General features: G+C 66.9%; 18 protein-coding genes. 8 read left to right on the top strand and 10 right to left on the bottom strand.

Features of this window, described 5'->3' with window-relative positions:
• Positions 1-470: 470 nt before the first annotated feature.
• Positions 471-854 carry a diacylglycerol kinase gene (locus tag CEY11_RS15745; protein WP_088604332.1) on the top strand — a complete coding sequence of 128 codons (384 nt, stop codon included), beginning with the start codon at positions 471-473 and terminating at the stop codon, positions 852-854.
• Positions 855-877: 23 nt separating this feature from the next.
• Positions 878-1,693, top strand: coding sequence for an orotidine-5'-phosphate decarboxylase (pyrF, locus tag CEY11_RS15740; RefSeq protein ID WP_088604331.1), 816 nt, complete (start codon positions 878-880; stop codon positions 1,691-1,693).
• Here the strand turns inward: pyrF and CEY11_RS15735 are convergent.
• From CEY11_RS15735 to ribBA, 6 genes are all read right to left on the bottom strand, one after another.
• Positions 1,677-2,183, bottom strand: coding sequence for a CinA family protein (locus tag CEY11_RS15735; protein ID WP_088604330.1), 507 nt, complete (start codon positions 2,181-2,183; stop codon positions 1,677-1,679). The genes pyrF and CEY11_RS15735 overlap by 17 nt on opposite strands.
• The gene (locus CEY11_RS15730) at positions 2,180-2,704 is read right to left on the bottom strand and encodes a phosphatidylglycerophosphatase A family protein (RefSeq protein ID WP_088604329.1); all 525 of its coding nucleotides are present in this window, start codon (positions 2,702-2,704) and stop codon (positions 2,180-2,182) included. The genes CEY11_RS15735 and CEY11_RS15730 overlap by 4 nt, the downstream gene beginning before the upstream one ends.
• Before the next feature lie 97 nt (positions 2,705-2,801).
• Positions 2,802-3,818 carry a thiamine-phosphate kinase gene (thiL, locus tag CEY11_RS15725; RefSeq protein ID WP_088604328.1) on the bottom strand — a complete coding sequence of 339 codons (1,017 nt, stop codon included), beginning with the start codon at positions 3,816-3,818 and terminating at the stop codon, positions 2,802-2,804.
• A gap of 50 nt (positions 3,819-3,868) precedes the next feature.
• Positions 3,869-4,393, bottom strand: a complete 525-nt coding sequence (gene nusB / locus CEY11_RS15720) for a transcription antitermination factor NusB (RefSeq protein ID WP_088604327.1) — start codon at positions 4,391-4,393, stop codon at positions 3,869-3,871.
• Positions 4,350-4,865 (bottom strand): 6,7-dimethyl-8-ribityllumazine synthase, encoded by a 516-nt coding sequence (gene ribH, locus CEY11_RS15715; RefSeq protein WP_088604326.1) that lies wholly within the window; start codon positions 4,863-4,865, stop codon positions 4,350-4,352. Before ribH ends, nusB begins: the two co-directional genes overlap by 44 nt.
• Positions 4,862-6,058: a bifunctional 3,4-dihydroxy-2-butanone-4-phosphate synthase/GTP cyclohydrolase II gene (ribBA, locus tag CEY11_RS15710; RefSeq protein WP_088604383.1), complete on the bottom strand. Its 1,197-nt coding sequence runs from the start codon at positions 6,056-6,058 to the stop codon at positions 4,862-4,864. The genes ribH and ribBA overlap by 4 nt, the downstream gene beginning before the upstream one ends.
• Before the next feature lie 182 nt (positions 6,059-6,240).
• On the opposite strand from ribBA, the gene CEY11_RS15705 reads away from it, so the two are divergent.
• Positions 6,241-7,095: an IclR family transcriptional regulator gene (locus tag CEY11_RS15705; RefSeq protein WP_088604325.1), complete on the top strand. Its 855-nt coding sequence runs from the start codon at positions 6,241-6,243 to the stop codon at positions 7,093-7,095.
• Between the two features lie 71 nt (positions 7,096-7,166).
• Complete coding sequence (locus CEY11_RS15700; RefSeq protein ID WP_088604324.1) at positions 7,167-8,801, top strand: CYTH and CHAD domain-containing protein; 1,635 nt, start codon at positions 7,167-7,169, stop codon at positions 8,799-8,801.
• Between the two features lie 180 nt (positions 8,802-8,981).
• On the opposite strand, the gene ftsY is transcribed toward CEY11_RS15700, so the two are convergent.
• Positions 8,982-10,316, bottom strand: coding sequence for a signal recognition particle-docking protein FtsY (ftsY, locus tag CEY11_RS15695; RefSeq protein ID WP_408608136.1), 1,335 nt, complete (start codon positions 10,314-10,316; stop codon positions 8,982-8,984).
• A 61-nt stretch (positions 10,317-10,377) separates the two neighbouring features.
• On the opposite strand from ftsY, the gene CEY11_RS15690 reads away from it, so the two are divergent.
• The 3 genes from CEY11_RS15690 to CEY11_RS15680 all read left to right on the top strand — a co-directional run bounded on the left by CEY11_RS15690 (position 10,378) and on the right by CEY11_RS15680 (position 11,955).
• Positions 10,378-10,971, top strand: a complete 594-nt coding sequence (locus CEY11_RS15690) for an RsmD family RNA methyltransferase (RefSeq protein WP_088604323.1) — start codon at positions 10,378-10,380, stop codon at positions 10,969-10,971.
• Between the two features lie 33 nt (positions 10,972-11,004).
• The gene (coaD, locus tag CEY11_RS15685; RefSeq protein WP_088604322.1) at positions 11,005-11,514 is read left to right on the top strand and encodes a pantetheine-phosphate adenylyltransferase; all 510 of its coding nucleotides are present in this window, start codon (positions 11,005-11,007) and stop codon (positions 11,512-11,514) included.
• Positions 11,515-11,634: 120 nt separating this feature from the next.
• Positions 11,635-11,955 (top strand): YfhL family 4Fe-4S dicluster ferredoxin, encoded by a 321-nt coding sequence (locus CEY11_RS15680; RefSeq protein ID WP_088604321.1) that lies wholly within the window; start codon positions 11,635-11,637, stop codon positions 11,953-11,955.
• Positions 11,956-12,204: 249 nt separating this feature from the next.
• Here CEY11_RS15680 and CEY11_RS15675 read toward each other — a convergent pair whose 3' ends face one another.
• Both CEY11_RS15675 and CEY11_RS15670 read right to left on the bottom strand, forming a co-directional pair.
• Positions 12,205-12,627 (bottom strand): MOSC N-terminal beta barrel domain-containing protein, encoded by a 423-nt coding sequence (locus CEY11_RS15675; RefSeq protein WP_088604320.1) that lies wholly within the window; start codon positions 12,625-12,627, stop codon positions 12,205-12,207.
• Entirely contained in the window at positions 12,624-15,230 is a 2,607-nt protein-coding gene (locus tag CEY11_RS15670) for an AsmA family protein (protein ID WP_088604319.1), read from the bottom strand. The genes CEY11_RS15675 and CEY11_RS15670 overlap by 4 nt, the downstream gene beginning before the upstream one ends.
• Before the next feature lie 283 nt (positions 15,231-15,513).
• Here CEY11_RS15670 and CEY11_RS15665 point away from each other — a divergent pair, with 283 nt between their 5' ends.
• The gene (locus CEY11_RS15665; protein WP_088604318.1) at positions 15,514-16,791 is read left to right on the top strand and encodes a bifunctional O-acetylhomoserine aminocarboxypropyltransferase/cysteine synthase; all 1,278 of its coding nucleotides are present in this window, start codon (positions 15,514-15,516) and stop codon (positions 16,789-16,791) included.
• Here the strand turns inward: CEY11_RS15665 and CEY11_RS15660 are convergent, their stop codons facing one another.
• Positions 16,792-17,214 carry a YidB family protein gene (locus tag CEY11_RS15660; RefSeq protein WP_088604317.1) on the bottom strand — a complete coding sequence of 141 codons (423 nt, stop codon included), beginning with the start codon at positions 17,212-17,214 and terminating at the stop codon, positions 16,792-16,794.
• Positions 17,215-17,220: the final 6 nt, after the last annotated feature.

The raw sequence follows: 17,220 nt of genomic DNA, 5'->3' as shown, positions 1-17,220 counted from the left end.
GAGCCCGGACATGGCACAGTCCCTGCGGACTGTGCCATGCCTGGCGAATCCGAGCGGCATGCAGGCCGCGAGGTGGGCGAGCCCGGACATGGCACAGTCCCTGCGGACTGTGCCGTGCCTGGCGAATCCGAGCGGCATGCAGGCCGCGAGGTGGATGAGCCCGGACATGGCACAGTCCCTGCGGACTATGCCATGCCTGGCGAATCCGAGCGGCATGCAAAGCCGCGAGGTGGACAGCAAGCCGAAGGCGCAGCGTGGGGGCATTTTTTCTGCCGCCCGGCATGGGTTACCATGCCGCAAGACGTAGAAAATTAAAAAGCCGTGGCGGGGCATCAGGCCCGCAGCCAGCTTATTCCGTTTCTAAATCAACTGTGTACGCGAAAGCGAAGTGCAGGCAGTACGCCGAGCACGGCAAGCGAAGCCGATTCCAAACAAGTACATGCTTGATTTGAAAATGGACTCACGGAAGCATGAGCACAAATTCTCCCTATAAAAGCCACGGCGGCTTCGGCCGCCTGTTCAACGCGCTGAGCTATTCGGCCAAAGGCCTGAAGGCCGCGTTTCGCCACGAGGCGGCGTTTCGCCAGGAACTGCTGCTGGCGGTGGTATTGGTGCCGGCGGCGTTCTGGGTGGGGCGCGACGCGCTGCAGGTACTGTTGCTGATTGGCGTCGTGGTCTTCGTGCTGATCGTGGAGCTGCTGAATTCGGCTCTGGAAGCGGTGGCCGATGCGGTAACGCTGGAGCACCACCCGCTAATCGGCCGCGCCAAGGATCTGGGCAGCGCCGCGGTGCTGCTGGCCCTGCTGTTCGGCGCCGCAGTCTGGCTGGCCTGCCTGTATCTGCGTTTTTTCTGACTTTCATGAATTTTCAAGAACCTATGAGCTTCATCGCCAAACTCGACCAGTCCTGGAGCGACACGAATTCCCTGCTGATGGTGGGGCTGGATCCGAATCCGAAACGCATGCCCGCCGAGCTGCAGGGCCGCGGCGATGCGGTCTACGAGTTCTGCAAGGCCATCGTGGATGCCACGGCGCAGTATGCCTGCGGCATCAAGCCGCAGATCGCGTATTTCTCGGCGCAGCGCGCCGAAGACCAGCTCGAGGCGCTGTGCCGCTATGTACGCGCCGCCTACCCGGGCCTGCCCATCGTACTCGACGCCAAGCGCGGCGACATAGGCCCCACGGCCGAACAATATGCCCGCGAGGCCTTCGAGCGCTATGACGCCGATGCCGTCACGGTCAACCCCTATATGGGCTTCGATACGCTACAACCCTATCTGGAGTGGCAGGATCGCGGCGTCATCATCCTGTGCCGCACCTCGAACCCGGGCGGCTCGGATCTGCAGTTCATCGAGTCGGCCGACGGCACGCCGCTGTACCTGCATGTGGCGGGCCTGGCGGCGGAACGCTGGAACACCAACGGTCAATGCGCCCTGGTGGTGGGCGCCACATTTCCCGAGGAAATCGCGCGCGTCAGGCGGCGTGTGGGCGACATGCCGCTGCTGGTGCCGGGCGTAGGCGCGCAAGGCGGCGATATTCCCGCCACGGTTCAGGCCGGGCGCGACAGCCGCGGCCGGGGGATGATGATCAATTCTTCGCGCGCCATACTTTACGCCGGCAATGGCGAAGACTGGCGCCAGGCCGCCGCGGCCGCGGCCGCGGCCACGCGCGACGCCATCAATGCTGCGCGATGAATTCCAGCGCAGTGTGTAGCGCGTAGTCGACCGCTGCGCGCCGTACCTGGCCGCGATCGCCTTCGAAGATCTTTACCGAGGCGCGCGTGACGATGCCGGCGGCGGCCCGCTGGGCAAAGCCGAAGCACACCATGCCCACGGGCTTGCCGGGGGTTGCGCCGCCCGGCCCGGCGATGCCGGTGGTGGATATGGCGAACTGGGCGTCGCGCACCTCCGCCAGCACGCCGGCGGCCATTTCCATGGCGGTTTCCTCGCTGACGGCGCCGAAGCGTTCCAGCGTGTCGGCGCTGACCCGCAGATGCTGCATCTTGGCGGCATTGCTGTAGGTGACGAAGCCCCGTTCGAACCAGACACTGGAGCCGGCCTGGTCGGTCAGGCTGGCGCTCAGCAGGCCGCCGGTGCAGGACTCGGCGCAGGCCAGCATCCAGCCGTGCTCGGCCAGCAGCTTGCCCAGATCGCGCACCAGCCCTGCCGTTTCATTCGTGCTCATAGCAACAACTCCAGTCTGACCAGGATGGCCATTACCAACAGCGCGTAGGCCGCGGCGATGATGTCGTCCCACATCACGCCGAAGCCGTTCTTGAAGTGCCGGTCGAAAAAGCTGATGGGCGCGGGCTTGACGATGTCGAAGGCGCGGAAAAGAATGAAAGCGGTAAGCTGCGCCTCCCAATTGCCCGGGGTCAGCCACAGCACCAGCCAGAAGGCCGTGAACTCGTCCCAGACCATGCCGGAATGATCCGGGGAGCCCAGTTCCTTGCCGACCCTGTGGCAGCACCAGCAGCCATAGGCAAAGGCCAGCACCAGCACCGCAGCGATCGCCGTGTCGGACAGCCGGCTCAGTATCAATACCCACAGCACCCACGCCGCCAGCGTGCCCCAGGTGCCCGGCGCGGGCCGCAGCAGGCCGCTGCCGAAGCCGAATGCGACCACGCGTGCCGGCGCATGCCAGAGCCAGCCAAACGAGGGTTCGAGTGTGGGCGCGGCGGCCGCTTCCGGCGTGGATGTGGGCATGGGAGGCTGCTTCGTGTCGTGCATGTAGCGTGTAGTGTAAGGGCTCGAATAAAGGCTCGGATAGTGGCTCTGAAGTATTGGCGCCGGCGATGATGGCTCAGCTGAAATGGTCGAATCCCGAAGGCAGCGCATCCAAGGGCCGGCCGGCGGCGTCCAGAACCTGCAGACCGTCTTGCCGTGCGGTAATACGGCCCACGCGCGACACCCGCGTGCCGCAACTGCGTGCCAGCGCCAGAATCTGCTCGCGCCGGGCCGCAGCGGCGGTAAAGCACAACTGGTAGACATCGCCCCCGCCCAGCACCGCCCGCAGCTGCTGCGCTGCCGGCAGTGCGGCCAGCGCAGCGGCCACCGGCAAGGCCGGGTATTCGAGCTGTGCGCCGCAAGCGCTGGCCTGCAGTATATGGCCCAGATCCTGCAGCAGTCCATCCGAAATATCGAGGGCGGCGTGCGCCACGCCGGCCAGGGCGGCGCCCAGCGCCAGCGGCGGTTCGGGGTGTTCGAGGGCGGCACGGGTAGCGGCCAGCAGCGCCGGGTCGGGCGGCAGCTCGCCGGTCAGCAGGCGCAGGGCAATGTCCGCGGCGCCCAGGCTGCCCGAGACCCAGATGTCGTCGCCCTGGCGCGCTGCGTCGCGGCGCAGCGCCTTGCCGGCCGGCACATGGCCCAGCACGGTCACGCTGACGACGATACCGGCCGGGCTGCGCGTGGTGTCGCCCCCGACCAGCGGGCAGCCGGCGGCATCGGCCAGCGCATAGAAGCCGTCGGCGAAGGCTTCGAGCCAGTCGGGCCGCAACTCGGGCAGGGACAGGCCCAGCAGGCAGGCGGCGGGCGTGGCGCCCATGGCGGCCAGGTCGGAAAGGTTGACGGCCAGGGCCTTGTGGCCGAGCGAGCGCGGCTCGGCGCCGGAAAAGAAATGCCGCCCTTCGATGAGCAGGTCGGTACTGGTAGCCAGTTGCATGCCGGGCACGGACGGCATCAGGGCGCAATCGTCACCCACCCCGAGGTAAGTGGTGGGCGCGGGGCGGGAAAAATAGCGTGCGATGAGATCGAATTCGTTGGTCAAAGCCACCTCGTGTAGCCCGCGGCCGGCCTTGCGATGCCCATGGCGCGGCCCCATGCGATTGCGGGCTTGCCGCGGCAGGCATGCATGCCGGGGCGCGGCAAAACCTAGCGCCGCGCCGCCGCTGCCTGTACCTCGGTGGCGCGCACGTCGGCCGCCATCTTGTCGAGCACGCCGTTGACGAACTTGAAGCCGTCGGTGCCGCCATAGGACTTGGCCAGTTCCACGGCCTCGTTGATGGCGACTTTGTACGGGACTTCGATGTGGTTGACCAGCTCGTAGCTGCCGATGAGCAGGATGCCGTGCTCGATGGGCGAAAGCTCTTCGAGTGGCCGGTCTACATAGGGCATGAAGCGTTCGCGCAGGCCGCCGGCCTCGCGCATGACGCCGTGCAGCAGCGTCTTGAACCAGGCCGCGTCGGCCTCTTGGAATTCTTCGTCGTCGCGGATATGGGCGTCGATGGCGCCGGCTTCCTGCAGGCCATCTTCGCCGCGCAGCAGCCAGGCATAGATGCCCTGCAGGGCGAACTCGCGCGCCCGGCGGCGCGCGCTGCGCCCGGCCGGCCGCGCGCCCGCGGCGCCCTGCGGCTTATTCTTGTTCGTCAAAATCTTCGTCCTCGTCGTCGTCTTCATCGTCGTCGGTCTCGGGCTCGAGCGCGGCGATCAAATTGGCCATTTCGACGGCGGCGCGGGCGCAATCGCGGCCCTTGTCCGCGGCGCGCACCTGCGCCTGCTCATCGGTGTCGGTGGTCAGCACGCCGTTGGCCACCGGGATGCCGGTTTCCAGGGAGACGCGGCTGATGGCCGCGGCGCTTTCGTTGCTGACGATCTCGAAATGATAGGTTTCGCCGCGGATGACCGCGCCCAGCGCGATCAGGGCGTCGAATTCGAAGGTTTCGGCCATCTGCGCCAGGGTGACGCCCAGCTCGAGCGCGCCGGGCACGGACACGACCATGACGTCGCGCTCATCGACCCCGAGCTCGGCAAGCTCGGCGAGGCAGGCCTCGAGCTCGGCCACGCCGATTTCTTCATTGAAGCGGGCGCGCACGATGCCCAGATGCAGGCCCTCGCCGTTCATATCGGGTGTCACGTTGTATGGATTCATTGCGGGCACTCCTGTGGGGGTGGGTTGAGCGGCTCATGATTGAGCGGTTCACTATCGTAACCCGTGATGGCAAGCGAGAAGCCCGCCATGCTGGGCATTTTTCGCGGGCGCGCCAGCAGCCGCGCCCGGCTGACGTTCAGGTCGCGCAGGATCTGCGCGCCTATGCCGTAGGTGCGCAGGTCGAAGCGCGCGTCGGCGCTCTGCGGCGCCTCGCCAGCCTGGTTCCAGGCCGCGAACTGGCTGAACACCAGTTCGGCCGAGCCTTGGCAATCGAGCAATACCAGAACCCCGGAAGGCGCGGCCGAAATAGCCGCGAGCGCGTTGGACACGCTCCAGCTGTGGCTGGTTTCGCCGCTGGACAGCACATCGAGCACGCTGGTGGGCTCGTGCACGCGCACCAGCGTTTCGAGTTCGGGCTGGATGGTGCCGTGCACCAGCGCCAGGTGCGGTTCACCGGCCGCCAGGTCGCGGTAGGCGACGGCCCGGAAGCGGCCCCACGGCGTCTGCAGCTCGCGCTCGGCGACGCGCTCGACCATGGATTCGTGCTCGCTGCGGTACTGGATGAGATCGGCGATAGTGCCGATTTTCAAGCCGTGTTCGCGCGCGAACAGCTTCAGGTCGGGCAGGCGCGCCATGGTGCCGTCGGGCTTGAGGATCTCGCAAATTACTGCGGCCGGCGCCAGCCCGGCCAGCGCGGTCAGGTCGCAGCCGGCCTCGGTGTGCCCGGCCCGCACCAGCACGCCGCCGCGCACCGCCTGCACCGGGAAGATGTGGCCCGGCTGCACGATGTCTTCAGGCTTGGCATCGCGCGCCACCGCCGCCTGGATGGTGCGCGCCCGGTCGGCGGCCGAGATGCCGGTCTCGACCCCCTGGGCGGCCTCGATCGAGACCGTGAAATTGGTTCCGTAGCGCGTGCCGTTGCGGCTGGCCATGAGCGGCAGCTGCAACTGGCGGCAGCGCTCTTCGGTCAGCGTCAGGCAGACCAGCCCGCGGGCGTGCGTGACCATGAAATTGATGGCGGCCGGTGTGACGTATTCGGCGGCCAGCACCAGGTCGCCCTCGTTCTCGCGGTCTTCCTCGTCGACCAGGATGACCAGGCGGCCGGCGCGCAGCTCGGCAATGATCTCGGGTACGGAGGCAATGTCTTGGGAATGCGGCTCTGGGCCGGCGGCGGGTTCGCGCGTATCGCTCATGATGGTGGCTTGTATGGGGTTGCGAGGCATTTTAACCCGTGGCGGCCCCGGCGCCCGCCGCCGCGAGGCGCGTTGCGGACAATTTGCGCGCTGCGGCTGTGGTGGCCCGACCGGGCGGCCCCGCCCCTATCCTGTCACAAAACCCTAGTAATATGGGCGTGCCTTTTACGACCTGCGTTTCCATGGAAGAAAAACCGTCAGTTTCCGGCGCCCACGACGGGCGCCGCAGCATCCAATCGGTAGAAACCGGCTTTCCGCTGCTGGCCGCGCTGGTCGATGCCGGGGTGCCGCTCACGCTGCGCGACCTTGCTGGCCGCGCCGGCATGACTTCGGCCAAGGCGCATCCGTACTTGGTCAGCTTCGTGCGGGTCGGCCTGGTGCAGCAAGACGCCGCCAGCGGCCAGTACGAGCTGGGGCCCTTCGCCCTGCAGATGGGGCTGGTCAGCCTGCAGCGCCTGGATCCGGTGCGCGTCGCCCTGCCCCACGTGCACCAGTTGGCGAACCAGATCGGCCACACCCTGGCCATCGCCGTGCTGGGCTCGCACGGCCCCACCATGATCTACATCTGCGAAGCCAGCTACCCGGTGCACGTGAATATGCGCAAGGGCACAGTCATGTCAATGCTGCACACCGCCACCGGCCACGTCTTCGCGGCCTGGCTGCCGCCGCAGGTCAGCCGCCACTACATAGAGCGCGAAGCAGGCGACCAGGCCGTGGTCACCAGCATAGGACAGCGCCAGCTCAGCGACCATGCCTTCGACGAGCTGCTCGACGAGGTGCGGCGCCACGGCATGGCGCGCGCCTTGGGCAACCCCCTGCCCGGCATCGACGCGCTGTCGGTGCCGGTGTTCGACCATACCGGCGGCGTGGCGCTGGTGCTGACCTGCCTGGGGCCCAGCACGCTGTTTGATGCGGCTTGGGACAGCCCCATCGCCCTCGCCCTGAAAGCGTGCGCCAACACGATTTCCATGCAACTGGGCTTCCGTGCCGACAAAGCCGTCGCCACGTCGGCGCGCCAGGCCGGCAGCGCAGGCTGATGCGTAACGGGCCGCGCGCTCATCACGCGCGCCGCACAGCGGGCGCGACGTAAAACTCTGCGAGGCCGGACATGCTGGAAAGGGAACTCAAACTGCACGTGCCGACCGCGGCACAAGCCGCTGTGGAACAGGAGCTGCAGGCCCGCGGCGCCCGCACGCAGGTGCTGCGGGCGCTGTACTTCGACACGCCCGGGCGCGAGCTGGCGCGGGCGCGCGTGGCCTTGCGCGTACGTCTGGAAGACGGCCAGTGGATTCAGACCCTGAAGATGCCGGGCGGCGATGCCCTGAGCCGCATCGAACTGAGCCATCCGCGCGACGAGCCCACGCCCGACCTGGCCCTGTACCAGGAGCGGCGCTTGTGCAAGCTGTTCGCGAATCTGCGCGAGCCCCTGGGGCTGCGCTACGAAACTTACGTGGAACGCCTGCTGCTGCGCCTGCGCAGCCGCGGCAGCCTGGTCGAGCTGGCCTATGATCGCGGCGTGGTCGGCGCCGCCGGGCACGAGCTGCCCATCAGCGAGATCGAATTCGAGCTATGCGCCGGCACCATGGATGCGGTGTTCGCCCTGGGCAAGGCCTGGACGCGGCGCCATGGGCTGGTTCTGGACATGCGCAGCAAGGCCGAGCGCGGCGACCTCCTGGCGCGTGCGGCCGCTGCCGCCAACGACGCCCGACAAGCGGGCCGGCAGCAAGGGCCGGGCACGGCGGAACAGGCTTGCGCGACCCTGGCGCCGGCCCGCAAGGCCGAGCAGCCCAGGCTCGACGCCGGCATGGATCTGCAACAGGCGGCGCGCGCCTGTGTGGCCGAGTGCCTGGATCAGATCGTGCGCAACGCCACATACGCCGCGGGCGTGGACACGGGCCCGGCGGCGCCGGGCTTGCGCGCCGAATATGTGCATCAGCTGCGCGTGGGCATACGCCGGCTGCGCTCCTGCCACAAGCTGTTTGCGGGCTGGATGCAGCCGCCTGCCCCCCGGCTCGAGAGCGCCTTGCGCCGCGGCTTCCTGGCCCTGGGCGCCACCCGCGACGCGCAAATCGTGCAGCGCGAAATCGCGCCGCGCCTGAGGCTGGCGGGCATGCCCGCGGATCGGGCGCCGGGCGGCACACGCAGGCTCGAACCCGATGCGGCGGCCGCACTGGCCGCGAGCCCCGAATTCCAGGCCCTGCTGCTGGATTTGATGGCGCGGGAAGTGCCCGCCACGACAGAGGCCGCGGAGCCCGCAGAGCCCGCCGGCGCCCCGATGGACACAGGCAAAGCCCGCCGACAAGCGGCGCCGGCAGGCGATGCCGGTACGGCTCGCGCAAGCATCGAGCCGCCGCCCGAGGCGGGCGCGGCCCTGGCGCGCCGGCTCGACAAGTGGCTGCGCCAGCTCGTCGAACCGGGCCAGGCCTTCGCCACGCTGACCCCCGCCGCGCAGCACGCCGTGCGCAAGAAAGCCAAGCGTCTGCGCTATGGCCTGGCCTTTGCCGCCCCCTACCTGGACAAGCCCGCGCAGCGGCGCATACTGGCCGCGCTGAGCGCGGTGCAGGAGACACTGGGCGAACTGAACGATCTGTACGTGGCCGAGCGCCATTATCGCGGCCTGGCCAAGGCGCGCCCCCAGGTCTGGTTCGCGGTGGGCTGGCTGCGCGCCATGCAGCATCAGCAAAAAGAGGCGGCCCAGGAAGCCTTCGCGGCGCTGGCCGCGGCCGGACGGCTAAAGCACTGAATAATCGCGTGGCAAGCCGCCCCGCGCGCCGACAGCCGCCGATAGCCGCCGACGAGTCGCCTCGGACAGCCTGGTTGCCTGTGCTTTGCCGCCGCCCTCCCACCGTCCTGCCACCGCCCTGCCGGCAAGCGCGGGCGGTAAGCGCGGGCGGCAAACAAGGCTTATGCAGCCAGCAAGGCTTTACGCCACCAGCGCCGCGGCGAACTCGCGCGCCACGAAGGGCTGCAGGTCGTCCAGCCCTTCGCCCACGCCTATCCAGTACACCGGGACGGGCCGTACGCCCTGGCTGCCGGCGGCCACGGCCGCCAGGGTGCCGCCCTTGGCGGTGCCGTCCAGCTTGGTCACGACCAGGCCGGTCAGGCCGATGGCGGCGTCAAAGGCGCGGATCTGGGCGATAGCGTTCTGGCCCGTGTTGCCGTCCAGCACCAGCAGCACTTCGTGCGGCGCGGCCAGATCCGCCTTGCCGACCACGCGCCGGATCTTCTTCAGCTCTTCCATCAGGTGCAGCTGTGTCGGCAGGCGCCCGGCGGTATCTATCATGACCACCCCGGCCTGCCTGGCGCGGCCGGCGTTCACGGCGTCGAAGGCCACGGCGGCCGGGTCGCCGCCATCTTGCGCGATGACGGTGACGTTGTTGCGCGCACCCCATTCGACCAGTTGCTCGCGCGCGGCGGCACGGAAAGTATCGCCCGCGGCCAGCAGCACGCTCGCCCCCTGGCGCTGGAAAGTGTTGGCCAGCTTGCCGATGGAAGTGGTCTTGCCGGCGCCGTTGACCCCGGCGATCATCACCACCAGCGGCTGCACGCTGCCCAGCGGAAACGGCTTTTCCAGCGGCGCCAGGTGCTCGGCCAGGATGTCCCGCAGTGCCGCCTTGACCTGCGCGGCATCTTCGATGCGCTCTTTGCGCACGCGGGCGCGCAGGGCGGTGATCAGCTGGCCGGTGGCCTCGACGCCGGCATCGGCCATGATCAAGGCCGATTCCAGTTCCTCGAACAGGGATTCGTCGACCTTGACGCCGACGAACAGGCCGCCGATGCTCTGGCCGGTGCGCGACAGCCCCTGCTTCAGGCGCGAAAGCCATGATTTTTTCGCAGCAGCCGCCGGCGCCGGCTGGGCGGACTCGGCGGCCGCGGGCTCGGGTTCGGGTGCCACCGCCAGCGCACCCATGACCGGCACTTCGGGCACGACGGGCACATCAGGCTCGGCCTCGGCCTGGATGGGGGCCGCTACCGCCGGCGTATCGGACAGATCGGGTACGAAGGCGCGCGCCGCCGGCGCTTCGGCTGCCGCCGGCGATCGAGCGGCCGCGGCGGGCTCATCGGGCATAGGCGCCGCAACAGCCGCGCCAGCCGACGCAGCCGCCTCGGGCTCGCCCCTGCCGTGGGCGCCCTCCGCCTCGGCCGGCGCGGCGTCGGACGGCTCGGGCTCGAGCGGCTCGGGCGGCGCCGGGGTGTCCGGGTCGGGCCCGGGCACAACGGGCTCTTGCGGCCGCTTGCGCTTAAAGATGCTGAACATAGGCTTTACACTATTCCGGATTGCAATTCGTCATGCCCCGCACGGGATTTCCGACCCCTTCATGAGCAAGCACACTATCCGTATTGTAGGCGGTGATTACCGACGCACGCCCATCCCCGTCGTGGCCGCCGCCGGCCTGCGTCCGACCCCCGACCGGGTGCGCGAGACCCTGTACAACTGGCTGCAGCACTTCTGGGAGCACGACTTTTCCGACAAGCGCGTGCTGGATCTGTTCGCCGGCAGCGGCGCCCTGGGTTTCGAGGCGGCCTCGCGCGGCGCCGCGCACGTGCAGATGGTCGAGTCCAATCCCGAAGCGGCGGCGGCGCTGCGCGCGCTGCGCAACCGCTTGCACACCGATCGCGTGCGCATCCATGCGGGCGACGCGCGCACCGTCATCGAGCGCCTGGGCGCCGCGCCCTTCGATCTGGTGCTGCTGGATCCCCCCTTCGGGCACGACTGGCTGGCCTGGCTGTGGCCCAGGCTGCCGCCCCTGATCAACCCCGGCGGCTTGCTTTATGTCGAGTCGGAGGCCAAGCTGGAGGTGCCTGCTCCCTTCGAGCTGCTGCGCCAGGGCCGCGCCGGCCAGGTTTATTTTCATTTATTGGGTTTTTCCGGATTTGCTGCAACGCAAAAAACAGTCAATAATCAGGAATAGCCAGGAAATAAGCAAATAAATACTCGGAATACGATGATCACTGCCGTCTACCCCGGAACCTTCGATCCCCTGACACGCGGCCATGAAGACTTGGTGCGCCGCGCCGCCGGCCTGTTCGACCACGTCGTGGTCGGCGTGGCGCACAGCCAGGCCAAGCGGCCCTACTTCACCGTGGAAGAGCGCGTCGAAATCGCCGAAGAAGTGCTGGGCCACTACCCCAACGTCGAAGTCCGCAGCTTTGCCGGCCTGCTGAAGGATTTCGTGCGCGAACAGAACGGCCGCGTCATCGTGCGCGGGCTGCGCGCGGTCTCTGACTTCGAATACGAATTCCAGATGGCCGGCATGAACCGCCATCTGCTGCCCGAGGTCGAAACGCTGTTCATGACCCCTTCGGATCAATACCAGTTCATCTCGGGCACCATCGTGCGCGAGATCGCCATACTGGGCGGCGACGTCAGCAAGTTCGTCTTCCCCTCGGTAGAGCGCTGGCTGCACAGCAAGGCCAAGCAACTGCGCGCCGAGCAGGGCCAGGAACCGCAATAAGCCGCCACCCGCGGCGCGACGGGCGATAGTGCCGGGCTCCGGCGCGGGGCCGCGCCTCGCGCCGTATTGCCGTTCGTACTACACTGAACGCAGCACCCCCAGGCAGGAACCCGACAGATCATGGCTTTGCGCATCACCGACGAATGCATCAACTGCGACGTGTGCGAGCCGCAATGCCCGAACCAGGCGATCACGATGGGGCCCGAAATCTACGAAATCGACCCCAGCCGCTGCACGGAATGCGTCGGCCATTTCGGCGAACCGCAATGCCAGGTGGTCTGTCCGGTGGAATGCATAGAGATCGACCCCGACCATACCGAGGGAGAAAGCGTACTCATGGCCCGCTATCGCGCGCTGGCCGGCCTGGAGCAGGCCCCGGGTTCGGATCAAGCCCCTGCGCCCAGCAACGCAGCCGCCGAAGACGCCACATCGGATCGCTGATCCCGGCGGCCGCCGGCTGCCGTATTCCATCGCTAAATCAATCGTGAACGCGAAAGCGAAGCGCAGTCAGTACACCTGGTACGGCAAGCGCAGCTGACAAAGTGCACGATTGATTTGGAAATGGAATTACGAGTACCAGCAACACCGCAAGGGGTTCGGCGCCTTTGCAAGACCGCGCAATCCACGATACCGGAAACGGGCTGCCTCGTTGACGGGCCGCCTCGTTCAACGAACGGCCATTTTTTTAGCTCAGGCCTCTTCCCAGGCTACCGCCGGCGCCTCGGGGTGCACCTTGTACAGGCGCGCCGGCACCCCCAGGAAATTCGACATCCAGGCCGCGGCCAGGTCGCCCTCGTCTACCGCATCGATCTGCTGGCTGCCGACGTAAGCCTGGCGGCGCACGCTGTCGTCGTCTTCGATGACATCCAGCGGAATGTCCATGCGCAACATGCCGGGAGCGCGCAGCACCAGGTAGCCGTAGCGCAGCGTGACCTCGACCTGCTCCAGGCCAGGCTGCCTGCCGCGCGACAGCCAGCGGCCCTCGGCATCGGTCACGAACCAGCGCCTGTCGTAGGCGGCCGCGTCGGAGCCGGCGATGCCGGCGCACGACTCCACGGGAAAGTACAAGGTGCTCGCCGGTTCGGCGGCCGGGCTGCCACTAGCTTGGGTCATTGGCCTAAGAGTCCTTTCAATGCATTACCGATACTTTTTACCGGGTTGATGTCCGACGATGGCGCCGCAGGAGCGGGCAGCTTGTCCTGGGCCGGCAGCAAGCCCTTGCCAACCTTGTTGGCCAGCATGTCGAGCAGCCCGCCCTGCAAGGCCCGCCGCACCGCGGCGCTGCCGATGTCCTTCCATTGCACTTGATAATTGAGCGCATCGAAAGGCCCCGACACGCGTATCGGCACGGCCACACCCATGAAATCGGTCAAGTTGCCTACGGTCTGGGACAAGGTGTGCAGCACATGCACGTCGACGGTACAGTCCATTTGCCGGTTGACCAGGTCTATGGACGCGGGGCTGCCTATGGTGGTCTTGATGGTGGAGCCGGTCAGGTTGAATTTCTTGACCGTGCCTTCGCCTTGCGCAAACAGCACGGCGGCGTCCAGGTTGGCGAAGTTCGTACGGCGCGACGGGTCGAACTTGGCCTGCACGTCGGGCACCTGGCCGCTGAACATATTGTGCACCGCGGCGCTGATCTCGTTGAGCGTCTGGTCGATATTGATGCCGATGATCGCGCCATTCTGCACATTGGCATGTACGGTGCCGTCCAGCCCGGCCACCAGCGCCGCGCTGGTGGTGCCTTGGGAATGCACGTCCAGCGACACATTCGCCTGGCCGGCAAAGCGGCCTTCGGTGCCCAGGCCCTGCAGCAGGTCGAGCAAGGACACTTTGTTCAGCGCCAGGTTCGCCGCCAGGGTGTTGCCGGCATCGGCAGACAGCGTGCCTTTCAGGGTGCCGCCATACAAAGAAGCTGACAGGGGCGCCACCGCAAGCTTGCCGCCGGCCACACGCAGGCCAGCGTCGAATTGCTTGGCGCGCAGGCCGCGCACGCGCAGGTCGCCCACCTTGACGGTGCCGGTTACGTCCAGCGGCTGCAGAAAGGAAAGATCGATGGGCTGGGGCGCCGCTGCCGCCGCGGCGGCAGCCTTGGCCGCGGGCTGCGCAGGCGCGGCCTGCGCCTTGTCCTTGGATTTGTCCTGGTCGGCGGCCTGCGCCTTGTCCTGAGGCTTGGCGGCCGGCTTGGGCTGGGCGGGCGGGAAGAGCTTGTTGAAGTCCAGACTGTCCGCGCTCAGGTCGAACACCACCTTGGGATCGGCAAGCCGCGTGGCCTGCACCTTGAAATCCAGCTTGCTGCCGCTGAGCACGGCGTTGATTTCACTATTGAGCTGATCTTTCACCAGGTCGGCGTGCAGGCTGCCTATCATGGGGAACTCGAAGCTGCCGCCGGGCAGCGCCGGCGCCTGGATCTTGACGTCGCCCTTCATGGCCGAGAGTTCGCCACGCTGCCTGATGCTGTTCCAGACCGCCGGCGAAGACAGATTGAATTGCACCAGCCGCTGGCCATGCTTCAGGCCGCCTTCGATCTTCAGTTCTTTGAGCGTCAGGTGCTGGGCGTTGCCGCCCAAGCCGCTGATGCCCAGAGCCAGGCCCAGCGTCTTCTGGCCGGTCAGCTTGACGGTGCCGGAAACCGCGTCGCCCTTGGCCGACTCGGGAGAAATCGACAGGCTGGGAGCATCGACCGCGACATCGAAGCTTTGGTCGGGCAGATTGCCCTTGGCCCGCAATGCCAGTTTCTCGAGCTTGAGCTCGGACTGGCTGCGGTCGGCCTTGAGCTGCGGCACCGACAGGCTGATGTCCAGGTTCTTGACAGGCGTACTGCCCTGCCCGCTGCCCTGCACGGTCAGGGCAAGACTGGACGCGGTCAGGGTTTCGGTGTAGTCGCTGTAGGCCAGGTTGCCGCGCAGGCTGGCACTCTTGGCCTGCAGGTCGCCTACCGTGCCGGCCACCTGCACATTGATCTTCTGTGCCGAATAGGTGCGCTCCAGCGGGTTGAAGCGCACCACCGCCTGGCCCTCGATGTCGGCCTGGGCCTTGGGGTAGGCGCCGATCAGCTTGCCTTGCAGCGCCACGTCGAACGGCTGGTCGAAAGTAACGCGGCCCGTATTCACGGTGAGCTTTTCGACCCTGGCGCGCGCGCCGGTCATGTAGTCGCGGTAATGGATTTCGCCGTTCTTCAAGTCGAGCCCGGCGATGTCGATCTGGAAGTCGGTGCGCGCCGCCTCGTGGTTGCGCAGCAGCGCCGGCAGCTTGGAGGCATGGCTGGCCGGCGTGCTCGGCGGCGGAGAAGCCGGCGGCTCGATGCCCGGCACCGAATTGTCGAGCAGGTCGCGGAAGTTGAATTCGCCGGCGGCGTTGCGCACCACCCAGGCCTTGAAGCCGCTGACCGCCACATGGTCGACGACCAGGCGGTTGAACATCAGCGGCCAGATCGCCACGGCGAAGCGGGCGCTGTCGACGGAGGCGAAGGTGTCGCTGCTTTCCCGGTCGGACAGCGAGACGTCCTGCAGCGACAGGCCGATACGCGGAAACAGCGACAGCTCGATGTCGCCCTTGACGACCAGGCTGCGGTGATAGCGGTTGTAGACGATCTCTTCGAGCTTGCTCTTGTAGGCATTGGGATCAAACGTGAGCAGGAAGATCGCAAGGCCGACCAGGGCGACGATGACCACCACGACCAAACCGACGAGTACGCGTTTGAACCAAAATTTCATTGCCAGCCTCGAGAACCCGGGGGTCACCCTTCCAAAATATTATCCAGTTCGTGCAGCACGTGGAATGCTAACCCAAGTGCCGTGCAAATATATCAGGCCGGCCGCCGGGCTCGCCACGGCCGCCATCCAGCCCGACTAAATTTCCATTGGTGTTTTTCTACAGCGTTTTTATAGCGAAAAGCTATATATACATACCAAATAAAAGCCTGTTGCCAAAGGCCGTGTGCCGGTACGATTGAAACTTTTCACCATTCGGCCCCGAACCCAGCCCAGGAGTGCGCCCATGAAATTCGAAACGCTAGCCATCCATGCCGGCTATCAGCCCGACCCTACCACCAAATCGGTTGCCGTCCCCATCTACCAGACGACCTCGTACGCCTTCGACAGCACCCAGCACGGCGCCGACCTGTTCGACCTGAAGGTTCCGGGCAATATCTACACCCGCATCATGAACCCCACCAACGCCGTGCTAGAAGAACGCGTGGCGGCGCTGGAAGGCGGCGTGGCCGCGCTGGCGGTGGCTTCGGGCATGGCCGCCGTCAACTACGCCATACAGACCATAGCACAGGCTGGCGACAATATCGTATCGGTCAGCAAGCTGTATGGGGGCACCTACAACTTGTTCGCCCACACCTACCCGCGTCAGGGCATCGAGGTAAGGTTCGCGCCGCACAACGACGTAGCCGCGCTGGAAGCCCTGATCGACGCCAACACCAAGGCGGTATTCTGCGAGTCCATAGGCAATCCGGCGGGCAATATCGTCGACATCCGCGCCGTGGCGGATGCCGCGCACCGCCATGGCGTGCCGCTCATCGTCGACAACACGGTGGCCTCGCCGGCCCTGTGCCGGCCCTTCGAACACGGCGCCGACATCGTGGTGCACGCGCTCACCAAGTACATGGGCGGCCACGGCACGACCATCGCCGGCGCCGTCGTCGACTCGGGCAAATTTCCCTGGGCCGAGCACAAGGCGCGCTTCCCCATGCTCAACGAGCCGGATCCGTCCTATCACGGGGTGGTGTATACGGAAGCCTTCGGGCCGGCAGCCTTCATCGGCCGCTGCCGCGTGGTTCCGCTGCGCAATACCGGGGCGGCGCTGTCGCCGTTCAATGCTTTTCTGGTCTTGCAGGGCATCGAGACGCTGTCCCTGCGCATGGAGCGCCATACGCAGAACGCGCAGGCGGTGGCCTCGTTCCTGGCCGGCCACGACCAGGTTTCATGGGTCAGCTACGCCGGCCTGGCCGATCACCCCGAGCACGCGCTGGCGCAGCGCTACATGGGCGGCAAGCCGGCCAGCATTCTGTCTTTCGGCATCAAAGGCGGCGCCGAGGCCGGCGCGCGCTTCATCGACGCCCTGCAGCTGATACTGCGCCTGGTCAATATCGGCGATGCGAAGTCGCTTGCCTGCCACCCGGCCTCGACCACCCACCGCCAGTTGAACCCCGAAGAGCTGGCCCGCGCCGGAGTCAGCGCGGACATGATCCGCTTGTCCATCGGGCTGGAGCACATCGATGATCTGCTGGCCGATCTGGGCCAGGCGCTCGATGCCTCCCGCAGCTAGCTACACGCGGCCGCCGAACAGGCTGGAAAGCGAACCCAGCAGCGCCGAAGTGTCCAGGCCGCCGGAATTCACGTTGCCGTCGGGGGTGGCGTGATCCACCACATGCGGCAGCAGCTGGCCCAGCCCGGCAAGCACCGTGCTGCGATCCTGGCCGGCGCTTTGGGCGATGTTGTCGATGGCATCGTCGCCCAGCGCCGACTGCAGCTGCTCACCCGAAACCGCCTGGTTGCTGCCGACGCTGACCCAGGATTCCACGGCTTCGGCCAGGCCGCCTTCGCGCAGCTTGCCGATAAGCCCCGGCAAGCCTCCCGGGTAATTATTCACCTGCGCCACCACCGCCTGCAGCAGCGCTGCCTGGCCGCCCTGGCCTCCCTGGCCGTCGCCGCCTTCCACGGCTGAAAGTACCGAATCCAGAAGTCCCATGACCGT

Origin of the sequence: Candidimonas nitroreducens, assembly GCF_002209565.1 — a bacterium.
GTDB lineage: Bacteria > Pseudomonadota > Gammaproteobacteria > Burkholderiales > Burkholderiaceae_B > Candidimonas > Candidimonas nitroreducens.
This window is presented reverse-complemented; position numbering and strand designations above follow the sequence as displayed.